The sequence below is a fragment of the Angustibacter sp. Root456 genome, from assembly GCF_001426435.1.
Lineage (GTDB): Bacteria > Actinomycetota > Actinomycetes > Actinomycetales > Angustibacteraceae > Angustibacter.
This window is the reverse complement of the sequence record NZ_LMER01000020.1, coordinates 409,462-424,303: the sequence shown is the minus strand read 5'-3', so window position 1 is coordinate 424,303 and position 14,842 is coordinate 409,462. Positions and strand designations below refer to the sequence as shown.

At 70.2% G+C, this 14,842-nt stretch carries 14 protein-coding genes and 2 tRNA genes; 14 read left to right on the top strand and 2 right to left on the bottom strand.

The window, feature by feature from the left end:
- The first annotated feature begins 605 nt into the window (after window positions 1–605).
- The 10 genes from dnaN to ASD06_RS16735 all read left to right on the top strand — a co-directional run bounded on the left by dnaN (window position 606) and on the right by ASD06_RS16735 (window position 10,612).
- A complete protein-coding gene (gene dnaN, locus ASD06_RS16775; RefSeq protein ID WP_056680293.1) occupies window positions 606–1,739 on the top strand; it encodes a DNA polymerase III subunit beta in 1,134 nt (377 codons plus the stop codon).
- Between the two features lie 50 nt (window positions 1,740–1,789).
- Window positions 1,790–2,770 (top strand): phosphogluconate dehydrogenase (NAD(+)-dependent, decarboxylating), encoded by a 981-nt coding sequence (gnd, locus tag ASD06_RS16770; RefSeq protein WP_255354515.1) that lies wholly within the window; start codon window positions 1,790–1,792, stop codon window positions 2,768–2,770.
- A gap of 53 nt (window positions 2,771–2,823) precedes the next feature.
- A complete protein-coding gene (recF, locus tag ASD06_RS16765) occupies window positions 2,824–3,972 on the top strand; it encodes a DNA replication/repair protein RecF (protein ID WP_056680290.1) in 1,149 nt (382 codons plus the stop codon).
- On the top strand, window positions 3,962–4,534 hold the full coding sequence (locus ASD06_RS16760; protein ID WP_235502375.1) for a DUF721 domain-containing protein: 573 nt from the start codon (window positions 3,962–3,964) through the stop codon (window positions 4,532–4,534). The genes recF and ASD06_RS16760 overlap by 11 nt, the downstream gene beginning before the upstream one ends.
- A gap of 442 nt (window positions 4,535–4,976) precedes the next feature.
- Entirely contained in the window at window positions 4,977–6,998 is a 2,022-nt protein-coding gene (gene gyrB, locus ASD06_RS16755) for a DNA topoisomerase (ATP-hydrolyzing) subunit B (RefSeq protein WP_056681184.1), read from the top strand.
- 77 nt (window positions 6,999–7,075) lie between these two features.
- Complete coding sequence (gyrA, locus tag ASD06_RS16750; RefSeq protein ID WP_056680289.1) at window positions 7,076–9,706, top strand: DNA gyrase subunit A; 2,631 nt, start codon at window positions 7,076–7,078, stop codon at window positions 9,704–9,706.
- Complete coding sequence (locus ASD06_RS16745) at window positions 9,703–10,206, top strand: DUF3566 domain-containing protein (protein WP_056680286.1); 504 nt, start codon at window positions 9,703–9,705, stop codon at window positions 10,204–10,206. The genes gyrA and ASD06_RS16745 overlap by 4 nt, the downstream gene beginning before the upstream one ends.
- 62 nt (window positions 10,207–10,268) lie before the next feature.
- A tRNA-Ile gene (locus ASD06_RS16740) sits at window positions 10,269–10,342 on the top strand.
- Between the two features lie 38 nt (window positions 10,343–10,380).
- Window positions 10,381–10,497, top strand: coding sequence for a DLW-39 family protein (locus tag ASD06_RS19720; RefSeq protein WP_235502374.1), 117 nt, complete (start codon window positions 10,381–10,383; stop codon window positions 10,495–10,497).
- Window positions 10,498–10,539: 42 nt separating this feature from the next.
- A tRNA-Ala gene (locus tag ASD06_RS16735) sits at window positions 10,540–10,612 on the top strand.
- A 288-nt stretch (window positions 10,613–10,900) separates the two neighbouring features.
- On the opposite strand, the gene ASD06_RS16725 is transcribed toward ASD06_RS16735, so the two are convergent.
- Window positions 10,901–11,140, bottom strand: a complete 240-nt coding sequence (locus tag ASD06_RS16725) for a hypothetical protein (RefSeq protein ID WP_157371768.1) — start codon at window positions 11,138–11,140, stop codon at window positions 10,901–10,903.
- 46 nt (window positions 11,141–11,186) lie between these two features.
- Window positions 11,187–11,546: an MmcQ/YjbR family DNA-binding protein gene (locus tag ASD06_RS16720; protein WP_056680278.1), complete on the bottom strand. Its 360-nt coding sequence runs from the start codon at window positions 11,544–11,546 to the stop codon at window positions 11,187–11,189.
- A 60-nt stretch (window positions 11,547–11,606) separates the two neighbouring features.
- Between ASD06_RS16720 and ASD06_RS16715 the strand changes: the two genes are divergently transcribed.
- The 4 genes from ASD06_RS16715 to ASD06_RS16700 all read left to right on the top strand — a co-directional run bounded on the left by ASD06_RS16715 (window position 11,607) and on the right by ASD06_RS16700 (window position 14,800).
- Window positions 11,607–12,128, top strand: a complete 522-nt coding sequence (locus tag ASD06_RS16715; protein WP_056680276.1) for a hypothetical protein — start codon at window positions 11,607–11,609, stop codon at window positions 12,126–12,128.
- A 120-nt stretch (window positions 12,129–12,248) separates the two neighbouring features.
- The gene (locus ASD06_RS16710; protein WP_056680272.1) at window positions 12,249–13,211 is read left to right on the top strand and encodes an NAD(P)-dependent oxidoreductase; all 963 of its coding nucleotides are present in this window, start codon (window positions 12,249–12,251) and stop codon (window positions 13,209–13,211) included.
- Complete coding sequence (locus ASD06_RS16705) at window positions 13,208–14,137, top strand: RNA polymerase sigma-70 factor (RefSeq protein ID WP_082538150.1); 930 nt, start codon at window positions 13,208–13,210, stop codon at window positions 14,135–14,137. The genes ASD06_RS16710 and ASD06_RS16705 overlap by 4 nt, the downstream gene beginning before the upstream one ends.
- Before the next feature lie 114 nt (window positions 14,138–14,251).
- Complete coding sequence (locus ASD06_RS16700; protein WP_056680269.1) at window positions 14,252–14,800, top strand: hypothetical protein; 549 nt, start codon at window positions 14,252–14,254, stop codon at window positions 14,798–14,800.
- Window positions 14,801–14,842 lie beyond the last annotated feature (42 nt).

Sequence of the window (14,842 nt, the reverse complement as noted above, 5' to 3'; positions counted from 1 at the left end):
TGTAGTTCCCCACCGGGCAGCCGCAGTGGATCCACACGTCATCCACAGGCCGTTTCTCCACACATTGTGGGAAACCCTGTGGATCTGTGGATGCCTTGTGACCCCGTTCACACGCTGTTCCTTCACAGATTGTGAACTCGTCACCCGGCCGGCGCGCAGAGGGCTGCGGATCGCCGGGGAAGGCCCGCGGATGACGTGGATGACCCGGGGATGACATGGATGACTCCGTGGATGACCCCGTGGACGCACCGTGGACGGCCTGTGGATATCGGTGGACGGCCTGCGGACGGCGTCGCTGCGTGCACATCGCGTCCCCGGTCGACGACCGCGCCCTCCACAGCTCGTCAACAGCCCAAATGCCGCGCTGAACTGCACGAACGGGCCCTGATCCACAGCATCCACACGTGCTAAGACGATGATGAGATATCTCTAGGACGAAGAATCCCCACGAACAGCTGGGACGGGCCGATCTGGGGACGAGCGCGCCACCAGGGCACTGACGGGCCCTCGCGGTTCCCCCTGTCACTGCTGCCGGATAGGGTCGCTCCACGCGTGGCAGCACGTCACGTGGTCGACGCACGATGCGTGGAGAGGATCGGTGGCCGGTGAAGTTCCGCGTTGAGCGCGACGTCCTCGCCGAAGCGGTGACCTGGGCAGCACGAGGTCTGCCGACCCGACCGCCGGTGCCCGTGCTCGCGGGCGTCCTGCTGCAGGCCAACGACGACGGCACGCTCGTGCTGTCGGCGTTCGACTACGAGGTGAGCGCGCAGGTCACGGTCGCGGCCGACGTCAGCGAGTCCGGCACGGTGCTGGTGTCCGGGCGCCTGCTCGCAGACATCTCCCGCAACCTGCCGGCACAGCCCGTCGACGTGGTCACCCAGGACTCCAAGGTCTCGGTCACCTGTGGTTCGTCGCGGTTCACCCTGCTGACCATGCCGGTCGAGGACTACCCGGCGCTGCCGCCCATGCCGGAGTCGTCCGGCACCGTCGCCGGTGACGTCTTCACCCTGGCTGTCGCTCAGGTCACCACCGCGGCCGGTCGTGACGACACGCTGCCCATCCTCACCGGCGTCCGGGTCGAGATCGACGGCTCGAAGATCACGCTGCTGGCCACCGACCGGTACCGGCTGGCCATGCGCACCCTGGAGTGGTCGCCCGAGGGCACCGACGCCTCCGCCGTCGCGCTGGTGCCGGCGCGCACCCTCGCCGACACCGCGCGGGCCCTCGGATCCGGCGCGAGCGTCGAGCTCGCGCTCGGCCGCACCGGTCAAGGCGACGGCCTGATCGGCTTCCAGGCCGGCTCGCGGCGCACGACCTCGCGGCTGCTCGACGGTGAGTACCCGAAGGTCAGCTCGATCTTCCCCACGACCAGCGAGGTCACCGCGGTGATCGAGACCGCGACGCTGGTCGAGGCGGTCAAGCGCGTGGCCCTGGTCGCCGAGCGCAACACGCCGGTGCGGCTGCGCTTCTCCCCCGGGGCGGTGGTCATCGAGGCCGGCCAGGGCGACGACGCCCAGGCCAGCGAGCAGCTCGACGCCCTGCTCGAAGGCGAGGAGCTCGAGATCGCCTTCAACCCGCAGTACCTGCTCGACGGGCTCGGAGCCCTGCACCAGCAGTGGGCGCGTTTCGCGTTCACCCAGCCCACGAAGCCGGCGCTGCTCACCGGCCAGGGCGAGCCCGACGCCGCACCGGACGACAGCTTCCAGTACGTGCTGATGCCGGTGCGCCTCGCGGGCTAGCTCCTCGTAAGGTCGACGTGCGGTAACGACGCGCGGCAGCTCAGCGCGGTATCGACGCGACCCGCCCCTCGAGGACGGCGCCAACACAGCAAGGAGCGCAGATGAAGATCGGTCTGGTCGGCCTGGGCAAGATGGGCGGCAACATGCGCGAGCGCCTGCGCGCGGGCGGCATCGAGGTCGTCGGCTACGACCGAAACCCCGACGTCAGCGACGTCGAGTCGCTCGAGGCGATGGTCGCCGCGCTCGAGGCGCCTCGCCTGGTGTGGGTCATGGTGCCGTCCGGTGAGATCACCCGCCAGACCATCGCCGACCTGGGCGATCTGCTCCGCGAGGGCGACCTCGTCATCGACGGTGGCAACTCCAAGTGGCTCGACGACGCCCAGAATGCCGCGCACCTGCACGAGCGCGGCATCGGCTTCGTCGACTGCGGCGTGTCCGGTGGCGTCTGGGGCAAGGACAACGGCTACGGCCTGATGTGCGGCGGCAGCGCCGAGAACGTCGAGCGGGCTATGCCGGTCTTCGACGCGCTGCGCCCCGAGGGCCCGCGCGAGGAGGGCTTCGTCCACGCCGGAGAGGTCGGCGCCGGGCACTACACGAAGATGGTGCACAACGGCATCGAGTACGGCCTGATGCAGGCGTACGCCGAGGGCTACGAGCTGCTGGCCAAGAAGGATCTCGTCACCAACGTGCCGGGTGCGTTCAAGGCGTGGAGCCGCGGCACCGTCGTCCGGTCGTGGCTGCTCGACCTCATGGTGCGCGCCCTCGAGGACGACCCGGAACTCGACCGCATCCGCGGCTACGTCGACGACACCGGCGAGGGCCGGTGGACCGTGCAGGAGGGTGTGGAGAACGCCGTCCCCATGCCGGTCATCTCCTCGGCGCTGTTCGCCCGCTTCGTCTCGCGCCAGGACGACTCCCCCGCGATGAAGGCCGTGGCGGCACTGCGCAACCAGTTCGGCGGGCACGCCGTCAAGGCGGTCGAGGAGGGCCCGTCGGCCCCCGGTTCGCCGTCGCAGTCGGACGCCGGCTGACCGCACGATGACCCGCTGACGCCCAGTGACGACCCGACCCTGACGAACGCGCCGTGCACGTCGCGCACCTGTCGCTGACCGACTTCCGCAGCTACCCCGCGGCCGAGCTCGCGCTCGACCCCGGTGTGACGGCCCTCATCGGACCCAACGGGCAGGGCAAGACCAACCTGGTCGAGGCCGTCGGGTACGTCGCCACGCTCGGCAGCCACCGGGTCGCGCAGGACGCTCCCCTCGTGCGTGCCGGTGCACCGCGGGCCATCGTGCGAGCCTCCGTCGTGCGCGACGAGCGCCCGACGCTGGTCGAGATCGAGATCACCCCGGGCAAGGCGAACCGCGCGCGCATCAACCGGTCTCCGGTGCCGCGCGCGCGAGAGGTGCTCGGCCTGTTGCGCACCGTGCTGTTCGCGCCGGAGGACCTCGCGCTGGTCAAGGGCGACCCCGGTGAGCGACGACGGTTCCTCGACGACCTGCTCGTCGCCCGGGCACCGCGCTACGCCGGCGTGCGACAGGACTACGAGCGCGTCGTCCGTCAGCGCAGCGCCCTGCTGAAGTCGGCGGGGTCGGCGATCCGGCGGGGCCAGGGCGACGTGCGCACGCTCGACGTGTGGGACCAGCACCTGGCCACGGCCGGTGCTGAGCTGCTCGCCGGCCGGCTGCGCCTGGTGGGCGAGCTGGCCGACCCGGTGCGGCGGGCGTACGAGCAGGTGTCGCGCGGTCAGGGCGAGGCCACCTTCACCTACCGGTCGAGCCTCGGTGACGAGCTGCTCGCTGAGGTCGTCGACGCTCCCGGGTGGGGCCGCGAGCTGTTGCAGGCGCGGCTGCTCGAGGCGACGAGCCGGATGCGCGCCACTGAGCTCGAGCGGGGCGTGTGCCTGGTGGGGCCCCACCGCGACGACCTGCAGCTCGCGCTCGGGGCCCTGCCGGCCAAGGGCTACGCCAGCCACGGCGAGTCGTGGTCGTACGCGCTCGCGCTGCGGCTCGCGTCGTACGAGCTGCTGCGCCACGAGGGCGGCGGCGACCCGGTGCTGATCCTCGACGACGTCTTCGCCGAGCTCGACTCCGGGCGCCGTGACCGCCTGGCGGAGCTCATCGTCGACGCCGAGCAGGTGCTGGTGACCGCGGCCGTGCCGGACGACGTCCCCGAGGCGCTGCAGGGGGCTCGGGTCGACGTCATGGCGGGCGAGGTCAGCCGTGTCCGATGACGGCGAGCTCCCCCGACCTGCGGACCTGCCGGTCGAGCCGAGCCCGCACGACCTGACCGACGAGGTCGAGCGCGCGACGATCGCGGCCCGCGAGGCGGTGGCGCGAGCGCGGGCGGCCGCGGCGGCGCGCGGGCTGCGGCCGGGGATGGCGGCCCGACGTCGTCCGCGCGTGGCCGGCGAGTCGCGCTCGAGCGCGCGGTCGGACGACCGCGATCCCCAGTTGTTCGGGGCGGGCATCCAGCGGCTGGTCGCCGACCGCGGCTGGGACGTCGACGTGGCCGTCGGTGGCGTGATGGGTCGGTGGGGCAGCGTCGTCGGCGCGCAGCTGGCTGAGCACTGCACGCCCGAGTCCTTCCACGACGGCGTGCTGGTGGTGCGAGCCGACTCCACGGCGTGGGCGACGCAGGTGCGCCTGCTGGTGCCGACGGTGCTGCGCCGGCTGGCGGAGGAGCTGGGCGAGGGCGTGGTCGAGCAGCTGCAGGTGAAGGGCCCGACGGCGCCGACCTGGCGGCGCGGCTCGCGCACGGTGCGCGGACGGGGGCCCCGCGACACCTACGGGTAGACCCGTGGCGGCACCGGTGCCCGGATGGTCCACATCTGTTGTCCACAGGCTGTGGATCGCGTCGTCGCCGCACGAATCTCGCCGGCTTCGCCGGTGGTGGACGGCGTCAGCAGGGCCGAGCGACGCAGCGGCCGTCTGGGCTCGCTGAACCCCCGCAGGACGTGGGGGGAGTCGTCCTCCCCCACGACATGGCGCCCTAGCGGCCGTTGCAAGCCCACAACACGGCCCTCAGGAGCGCCGCTGGCGGCCGCTGCGGGGTAGGATGACAGCCGAACAACCGCCTCCGACCGTGATGGCGCCCGCGTCCCCGCTCTCAGCCTGGGTCCGACGTGTGCCTGCACCGGCCGGGCTGACCCTGAGGGAGCACGACCTCGTGTCGGATGCCACGTCTGCTGCTGCTTCGCCCGAGCCCGAGGGCACCCCGATCGACCGCGAAGACCTCGTGCCGCTCGACACCGACCGCGAGGCGCCGAGCCTGGCCTCTGAGGGGTCGACGTACGACGCGAGCGCGATCACGGTGCTCGAGGGTCTCGAAGCCGTGCGCAAGCGCCCGGGCATGTACATCGGCTCGACCGGCCCGCGTGGCCTGCACCACCTGGTGTACGAGGTCGTCGACAACTCGGTCGACGAGGCGCTCGCCGGCTACGCCACCCGCATCGACGTGACGCTGCAGGCCGACGGCGGCGTGCGGGTCATCGACGACGGCCGCGGCATCCCCACCGACATCATGCCGGGCGAGGGGCGGCCCGCCGTCGAGGTCGTGCTGACCGTGCTGCACGCGGGCGGCAAGTTCGGTGGCGCGGGCTACGCCGTGTCCGGCGGTCTGCACGGCGTCGGCATCTCGGTGGTCAACGCGCTGTCGCGCCGCCTGGACGTCGCGGTGAGCCAGCGTGGCCACGTGTTCCGGCAGAGCTACGTCGACGGCGTCCCCCAGGCGCCGCTGGAGCAGGGCGAGTCCACCGACCGCACGGGCACGTCCGTGACGTTCTGGCCCAACCCCGACATCTTCGAGACCATCGAGTTCGACTACGAGACGCTGCGCACGCGGTTCCAGCAGTACGCGTTCCTCAACAAGGGCCTGACCATCACGCTCACCGACGAGCGCCCCCAGGAGGCGGGTGCGGAGGCGACCGAGCTCGAGGAGGGCCAGGACCACGAGCCGCGCCACGTGGAGTACCGCTACGACGGCGGCCTGGTCGACTACGTCAAGCACCTCAACAGCAGCAAGCGCGCCGAGGTCGTGCACGCCGACGTCATCGACTTCGAGGCCGAGGACACCGAGCGCCGGCTGTCGGTCGAGATCGCGATGCAGTGGACGGGCGCCTACTCCGACAGCGTCCACACGTACGCGAACACCATCAACACCCACGAGGGCGGCACGCACGAGGAGGGCTTCCGCGCGGCGCTGACCTCGCTGGTCAACCGCTACGCGCGCGAGAAGGGTCACCTCAAGGACAAGGACGACAACCTCTCGGGTGAGGACATCCGCGAGGGCCTCACCGCCGTCGTCTCGATCAAGCTGGGCGAGCCGCAGTTCGAGGGCCAGACGAAGACCAAGCTGGGCAACACCGAGGCCAAGGGCTTCGTGCAGCGCGTGGTCACCGACGGCCTGGGCGACTGGCTCGAGAGCCACCCGAGCGAGGCGCGTGAGGTGATCCGCAAGGCGATCCAGGCCGCGGCCGCTCGCGTCGCGGCCCGCAAGGCGCGCGACGCCACCCGCCGCAAGGGTCTGCTGGAGTCGTCGTCCCTGCCCGGCAAGCTCAGCGACTGCCAGCTCAACGACCCCGAGAAGTGCGAGATCTTCATCGTCGAGGGTGACAGCGCCGGCGGCTCGGCCAAGGGTGGCCGCAACCCGATGACCCAGGCGATCCTGCCGATCCGCGGCAAGATCCTCAACGTCGAGAAGGCGCGCATCGACCGCGTGCTCGGCAACAACGAGGTGCAGGCGCTGATCTCGGCGTTCGGCACCGGCATCGGCGAGGACTTCGACCTGTCGAAGCTGCGCTATCACAAGATCGTGCTGATGGCCGACGCCGACGTCGACGGCCAGCACATCCGCACCCTGCTGCTGACGCTGCTGTTCCGCTTCATGCGTCCGCTGGTCGAGGGCGGCTTCGTCTACCTCGCCCAGCCGCCGCTGTACCGGCTGAAGTGGAGCCAGGGCGCGCACGACTTCGTCTACTCCGACCGCGAGCGCGACGCGCTGGTCGAGGCCGGCCTGGCCGCCGGGCGCAAGCTGCCGAAGGACAACGGCGTCCAGCGCTACAAGGGTCTGGGTGAGATGAACGCCCACGAGCTGTGGGAGACCACGATGGACCCCGACCACCGCGTGCTGCTGCAGGTGAGCCTGGACGACGCGGCCGCGGCCGACGAGTCGTTCTCGGTGCTCATGGGTGAGGACGTCGAGGCACGGCGCTCGTTCATCCAGCGCAATGCCAAGGACGTGCGCTTCCTCGACATCTAGCGCGGACGCCGGCCCGCGCCGCCCGACCGCCGCCCGACCCGTCCGACTCTGACGTCTGACCCTGACGAAGGACCCCCGTGAGCGAACAGCCTCCGACGCCCCCGACCACCGACCGCATCGAGCAGGTCGACCTGCAGCTCGAGATGCAGCGGTCGTACCTCGACTACGCGATGAGCGTCATCGTGGGTCGCGCGCTTCCCGAGGTACGCGACGGTCTGAAGCCGGTGCACCGCCGGGTGCTGTACGCGATGTACGACGGCGGCTACCGCCCCGACCGCGGCTACAACAAGTGCAGCCGCGTCGTCGGTGACGTCATGGGTCAGTACCACCCGCACGGCGACACCTCGATCTACGACACCCTCGTGCGCCTCGCGCAGCCGTGGTCGCTGCGCTACCCGTTGGTCGACGGCCAGGGCAACTTCGGCTCGCCGGGCAACGACCCGGCCGCGGCCATGCGGTACACCGAGTGCCGGATGGCGCCGCTCGCCATGGAGATGGTGCGCGACATCGACGAGGACACCGTCGACTTCCAGCCGAACTACGACGGCAAGACGCAGGAGCCGTTGATCCTGCCGGCGCGCTTCCCGAACCTGCTCGTCAACGGCAGCAACGGCATCGCCGTCGGTATGGCCACCAACATCCCGCCGCACAACCTGCGCGAGGTGGCGTCCGGCGTCCAGTGGTACCTGCAGAACCCGGACGTCGACCGCGAGACGCTGCTCGAGGCGCTCATGGAGCGCATCAAGGGCCCGGACTTCCCCACCGGCGCGCTCATCATGGGCCGGCGCGGCATCGAGGACGCGTACCGCACGGGCCGTGGCTCGATCACGATGCGCGCGATCGTCGAGGTCGAGGAGATCCAGAACCGCCAGTGCCTGGTGGTCACCGACCTGCCCTACCAGGTCAACCCCGACAACCTCGCGCTGAAGATCGCCGAGCTGGTCAAGGACGGCAAGATCGGCGGCATCGCCGACGTCCGGGACGAGTCGTCGTCGCGCACCGGCCAGCGCCTGGTGATCGTGCTCAAGCGCGACGCCGTCGCGAAGGTCGTGCTCAACAACCTCTACAAGCACACCCAGCTGCAGGACAACTTCAGCGCCAACATGCTGGCGCTGGTCGACGGCGTGCCACGCACGCTGCCGCTCGACGGCTTCGTGCGGCACTGGGTCGAGCACCAGATCGAGGTCATCCAGCGCCGGACGCGCTACCGCCTGCGCAAGGCCGAGGAAGAGGCCCACATCCTGCGCGGCCTGCTCAAGGCGCTCGACGCGCTCGACGAGGTCATCGCGCTGATCCGCGCGTCGGCCACCGTCGACGACGCGCGCGAGGGCCTGATGCAGCTGCTCGACATCGACGACCTGCAGGCGCGGGCGATCCTCGACATGCAGCTGCGCCGCCTCGCCGCCCTCGAGCGGCAGAAGCTGCTCGACCGGTTCGAGGAGCTGCAGACGCTGATCGCCGAGTACAACGCGATCCTGGAGTCCCCGGCCCGCCAGCGCGAGATCGTCGGCGACGAGCTCGGCGCGATCGTCGACAAGTACGGCGACGACCGGCGCACCGAGATCCGGCCCTTCGACGGCGACATGTCGATGGAGGACCTCATCGCCGAGGAGGACGTCGTCGTCACGATCACCCGCGGCGGTTACGCCAAGCGCACGCGCGTCGACCAGTACCGCTCGCAGCGGCGCGGCGGCAAGGGCGTGCGCGGGGCGCAGCTGCGCGGGGACGACCTGGTGGAGCACTTCTTCACCACGACGACGCACCACTGGCTGCTGTTCTTCACCAACCTCGGACGGGTCTACCGAGCGAAGGCCTACGAGCTGCCTGAGGGCAGCCGCGACGCCAAGGGCCAGCACGTCGCGAACCTGCTGGCGTTCCAGCCCGGCGAGCAGATCGCTCAGGTGCTCGACCTGCGCGACTACGAGGCCGAGCCGTACCTCGTGCTGGCCACCAAGGCCGGTCTGGTGAAGAAGACGCGTCTGGCCGACTACGACTCCAACCGCAGCGGTGGCCTGATCGCCATCAACCTGCGTGACACCGGGGTCGATGCCGACGGCAACGTCGTGGGCGACCAGCTCGTCGCGGCCCGGCTGCTCTCACCGGACGACGACCTGCTGCTGGTCTCCCGCAAGGGCCAGTCGGTGCGCTTCACCGCCACGGACGAGGCGCTGCGCCCGATGGGTCGAGCGACGTCCGGCGTCACCGGCATGAAGTTCCGCGATGACGACAGCCTGCTGTCGATGGACGTCGTGCGCCAGGGCGAGGACGTCGAGGTGTTCGTCGTGTTCGCCAGCGGTCTGGCCAAGCGGACGCCGGTCGAGCAGTACCGCGTGCAGGGGCGGGGTGGTCTCGGCATCAAGGTCGCCAAGATGTCCGACAAGGGCGGCGACCTCGTGGGCGCGCTGCTCGTGCAGGACGATGACGAGGTGCTCGTCGTCATGGAGAAGGGCAAGATCGTCCGCTCGCGCGTCGACGGCGTCCGGTCGACCGGGCGTGACACGCAGGGTGTGCGGTTCGCGATGCCCGACAAGGGCGACTCCATCATCGGCATCGCCCGCAACGTCGAGCGCGAGGTCGAGGAGGAGGCCGAGGTCGTCGACGGCGTCGACGAGGGCGTTTCGTCCGAGGATGGCGTACCGTCGGACGGTGAGACGGCCGCACCCGCGGCCGGGGACGACGCCGAAGGCGCACCGGGAGGCGAGCAGTGAGCACGCCGGATCACGCGTACGGGTCGGGTACCCGCCCGTTCACGGCGGGTGGCCAGACCGCCACCGCGACGCCTGCGTCGTCCACCAGCGCGCGGCCGGCCGCCGCGGCGGGGGCTCGCCCGGCGCCGCGCGGGCCGCGCAAGGTGCGGCTCACGCTCGGCAAGGTCGACCCGTGGTCGGTCATGAAGATCGGCTTCCTGCTGTCGGTCGCCATCGGCATCGCGCTGGTCGTCCTCGTCGCCGTGCTGTGGATGATCCTCGACACGATGGGCGTGTTCAGCGACGTCAACCGCACGGTGGGCACGGTGCTGGGCTCGTCGTCCGGGTCGACGTTCAACCTGATGGACTACGTCGGCTTCGGCCGGGTCATCTCGCTCGCCACGGTGATCGCGGTGGTCGACGTGTTCCTGCTGACGGCGCTCGCGACTCTCTCGGCGTTCCTCTACAACGTCTGCGCGCAGCTCGTGGGTGGCGTGCAGATGACCCTCACCGACGACTGATCCGGTTTGGGAACAGGGTGCCCGCTGGGGTACCCTCGTGCGGCGCGCAGTGTGCGCCGTTGGGGCCTATAGCTCAGTCGGTTAGAGCGCTTCCCTGATAAGGAAGAGGTCACTGGTTCGAGTCCAGTTAGGCCCACGTCAGCCCGTTCGGGCCCGCGCTCTCGGAGGTGTCCGATGAAGAAGCTGCTGCTCCTCGCCGCCGCAGGTGTCGGTGCCTTCGCCGTCTGGCGCAAGGTCGAGGCCGACAAGGCCGAGCAGAACCTCTGGGCCGAGGCGACCGACGCGGTCTGATGCTTCTCCCCGCGCTTCGGCGCGGACCCGGGGACTGCCCCAGGGGCCATGGCGCAATTGGTAGCGCACCTGCTTTGCAAGCAGGGGGTTAGGGGTTCGAGTCCCCTTGGCTCCACTTCAGGACGACGCGCGCGACCGGTGCCATCGAAGGCACGATGGTGTGGTGATCCCCGCGCGCCTCGTCGACTCACTGCCCGAACGCCTGTGGGCGCCAGGGAACCTCATCGTCCCTCGCTGGGGCGACCGGGTCATCGGTCACTGGCACTTCTGCGTGGGTTCGGGCCACGCCGGTGGGGTGCGCACCATCGAGCGGAACGGGCGAGTCCTGGGTCGGGGAAGGCGCACCTTCTCCTTCTCGGCGCACCGTGATGGTTAGCGCCATCCGACGGAGCCGCTGGTTGAGTTAGTCGTCCTCCCACTGGGACGCCAACCTCCGGCGCAAGAGGTCCACCTGCACCGTTAGCGCCCCCAGAAGCTCTTCGAGGTTCGGCGGCTCCGACGTTCGGAACGACCACGAAACGTCGCCGTCTCGGTCCGGGCACTTGATCAGCGCAAACGTCATGAGCGGCACCTCTCCGTCGTCCAGGGGGTGCAGTCGCTGTCCGGGCAGGACCTGCTCTATGGGAAGCCGCTCGTCAGACATGGAGCCCAGTGTGAGCACTCATGGCCCATGGGTCCGTCATCCGCCGTCAGCCGGGGCCTCGCGGGTGGGCCAGGTCGTAGGCACGGGAGACCTTCTGCGGCACGACCATCCGCCAGGCCTCGACGACGAGCTCGCGGGCCTCGGTAGCGTCCAGCGCCGCGAGGTGGGCGTGGACCCAGTTGAACCGCAGGTCCAACGTCGACGGCAGGTGGAACTTCTGCGGCTCGCTGGCCACGAGCGCCGCTCGCTCCTCTTTCGGGAAGGCGAAGCCCATGACCGTCTCGTCGGCCGAGAACGCGACGTAGACCAGCTGCTTGACGCGGAACTTCAGGCGGCCGTGGACGTACACCTCATACGACCGCTCGAGCTGTTGCCCGAGTGGCCGGACGTCGTCGAGCACCGCCATGCTCGGCCCCCTCTGCCTCCGGTGATGGCACAACCCGTCGCCAGCAGTGATGATGCCCGCATGGGGCAGCTTTCGGAACCACCTCTCTACGCCGCCTTGCGTGCTCTCGCGCAGGATCGGCACCGGGCATTCGCTGTGGCGATCGCGATGGCGGAGATCGTGGAGCCGCTCGGCGAGTTGGCGTCGTTGACACCGGAACCGCTGTCGGAGCTCGCGGGGCGGATCAGGGACGCGACGAACCCCGACCAGGCCACTGCGGAGGCGGCGGTGCTGAGTGCCATCCCCGCCCTGCAGGAGGACGAGGAGCCCGAAGAAAACCCCGCCTGGTTCGCGCTCGGGGCGGTGGTGGCCTGGATCTACGCGGCTGAGTCGTTCGGTGATCCGGCGGGCCAGCGCGTGGTCAACACGTTCGCGCGGGTCGACGACGTGCTGGAGCAGGTCGAAGAGGTCCTGGGCGTGCCGGGCCTGTGCGACCAGTTCTACGGCGCGGCGGCGGATGCCGCCCGAGGCGATGACGCCGCGTTGCGAGCGATGCGCGGGCTCGGTCGGAGCCTGCTCGGGCAGCTCCGTGGTGTCAGCTAGCGGCCGGACCAGCGTCCGGACCCCCGGCTCGTAGGCCGACTCCCTCGCGCGGAGTGTCACATCGCCTTGACCTGTCTCGTCTGTGGGGGTGTAGGCCTGACACCGACGAGGGAGTCGACGATGAAGGTGTTCGTAGCAGGGGCGAGCGGGGCGATGGGGCGCCAGCTGGTGCCGCGGCTGGTACGCGCCGGCGACGAGGTGCACGCCATGACGCGCAGCGAGTCCAAGCAGCCGATGCTGCGTGAGCTCGGTGCGGTGCCGGTCGTGGCTGACGCTCTGGACGCCGAGCAGGTGGCGTCCGCGGTCGCGGCCGCCGAGCCCGACGTCGTCGTCCACCAGCTGACGGCGATCGGGCCGATGGACCTGCGGCACTTCGATCGCGCGTTCGCGCTGACGAACCGGCTGCGCACCGAGGGCACTGACCACCTGCTGTCGGCGGCGCAGGCCGTGGGCGTCCGGCGTTTCGTGGCCCAGAGCTTCTTCGCCGGCTACGACCGCGTGGGGGCGATGGTGAAGTCCGAGGACGACGCGTTCGGGCACACGCCGCCGTCCGGCATGGAGCAGACGGTCGCCGCGATCAAGCACGTCGAGGACGCCGTGCGGGCGGCGACCTGGACCGACGGGCTCGTGCTGCGGTACGGCGGGTTCTACGGCCCGCACACCTCGCTCGGGCCGGACGGCGAGCAGACGGTCGCGGTGCGACAGCGGAAGATGCCCCTCGTGGGTCGCGGCCAGGGGGTGTGGTCGTTCATCCACATCGCCGACGCGGCCGACGCCACCGTTGCGGCCGTTGAGCGGGGGGCGCCCGGCGTCTACAACGTCGTGGACGACGAACCCGCCGCGGTGTCGACGTGGCTGCCCTACCTGGCCGAGGTGCTGGGCGCGAAGAAGCCGTTGCGCGTGCCGGTGTGGCTGGCGCGGATGATCGCCGGGGAGACTGGCGTGGTGATGATGACCGACCTGCGCGGCGCCTCGAACGCCAAGGCGAAGCGAGAGCTCGGCTGGGCGCCGGCCCACGCGACCTGGCGGGACGGCTTCCGGGAGCTGTCGGCTCCGACGTCCCTGCAGATCGGCGCCGCGTGACGGACTGCGAGTCGCTGCTCGCCGACCTCCGGCCGGTGGCCTTCGGCATCGCCTACCGGATGCTCGGCAGCGTCAGCGAGGCTGAGGACGTCGTGCAGGAGGCGCTGCTGCGCGTGCACCGGGCGCTGGAGGCGGGCGAGGAGGTGCGGTCGCCGCGAGCTTTCACGGCGACCGTGACCACGCGGCTCGCGATGGACGAGCTGCGATCGGCGCGCGTACGGCGCGAGCGGTACGTCGGCGACTGGCTGCCGGAGCCGGTGATCACCGACGGGCGGGACGATCCGGCCGAGCAGGCCGTGGCCGCGGACTCACTGTCGCTGGCGCTGCTGGTGGTGCTCGAGAGCCTGTCGCCCGAGCAGCGGGCGGTGCTGCTGCTGCACGACGTGTTCGGCTACGGGTACGGCGAGATCACCGACATCGTGGGCAAGAGCGAGGCGAACGTGCGCCAGCTCGCCGTCCGGGCTCGCCGGCACGTCGAGGAGCGCCGGCCGAGGTTCACCACGACGTCCGAGCGTCGGGCCGAGCTGGCGGAGCGGTTCTTCGCGGCGGCGCGGGAGGGTGACCTCGCGGGGCTGGAGTCGCTGCTGGCCCACGACGTCGTGCTCGTAGGTGACGGCGGCGGCAAGGCGCCGTCGCTCGCCCGCTCGCAGCAGGGGCGGAGCCGGGTGGCGCACACCCTCACGAACTGGCTGGGCGTGCTGCGACGACTTCCGGACGTCGAGATCCGCCTGGCGGAGGTCAACGGCGATCCCGGTGCGCTGTTCTCGGTCGGGGGCCAGCTGTATGCGGTGTGGGCGCTCGACGTCCAGGGCGGTGAGGTCGCCGGCGTGCGGGCGGTCGTCAACCCCGACAAGCTCGCCCACCTGGGCCCGGTAGGTGATGCGAACGCGCTCGTGCAGCAGCTCCGCGCTCGTCCTGGGGACTGAGCGGCCGCCAAGAAATGTGGCCCGTGGTGACGAATATCAGAGCTGCTGTCCTCCGCCCATCCCCAATTGCTTGTCAGAGTCGCTTTTCGCATCTGTCGATGAAAAGCTGCGCTCGTGTCGATCGAGTACAAGCGGTTTCAACGCGCTGTCATCACTCCCGCCGAGAGTGCCGCAAGCCGCAAGGTCGACGAATTGGCGCATCGCCTGCGAGACGCATTGCACCTGGAGTCGATGGCGATCGACGCAGCGCACATCCACGGTGCCAAGAGCCTAGCCATTCAGCAGATCGCGTCGTCGATACTCAAAGATCGCTTGGGGTTCGACGAGGAAGTTCTGCTTACTCGCGAGGATGGAATCGTCTCCCGACCCAGGCCCGACTTCTTTTATCGCCTCGGCCCCCAAACGGGCGTTATCGCCGAGGTCGAACGCGGCGGGACGGTGAATAACAACCACGACCTAAAGGACATTTGGAAGGCGCACATCGCACCGGACGCACAGCACTTGTTCCTCATCGTCCCCAACTCGAACTGGAAACAGGATGGCGGGGCGCGTGAGCGGCCGTACGTACGCGTCTGCCATCGCATGGGTGCCTTCTTCGGTGACTCGCGACGGGAGATAGACGTTCTGACGTGTCACGTCTTTGGCTACGGCCGCCTCGAGTGAAGCTCGGCTCAGCCGGTGGCCCGTGCAGCCGACGCCGTTGAC

Bases quoted from the DNA above. Each gene is read 5' to 3' on its own strand.
- ASD06_RS19720 (WP_235502374.1), top strand. From the start codon at position 10,381: ATGAAGAAGCTGCTGCTCCTCGCCGCCGCAGGTGTCGGTGCCTTCGCC.
- ASD06_RS16725 (WP_157371768.1), bottom strand. From the start codon at position 11,140: ATGTCTGACGAGCGGCTTCCCATAGAGCAGGTCCTGCCCGGACAGCGA.
- ASD06_RS16720 (WP_056680278.1), bottom strand. From the start codon at position 11,546: ATGGCGGTGCTCGACGACGTCCGGCCACTCGGGCAACAGCTCGAGCGG.
- ASD06_RS16715 (WP_056680276.1), top strand. From the start codon at position 11,607: ATGGGGCAGCTTTCGGAACCACCTCTCTACGCCGCCTTGCGTGCTCTC.
- ASD06_RS16710 (WP_056680272.1), top strand. From the start codon at position 12,249: ATGAAGGTGTTCGTAGCAGGGGCGAGCGGGGCGATGGGGCGCCAGCTG.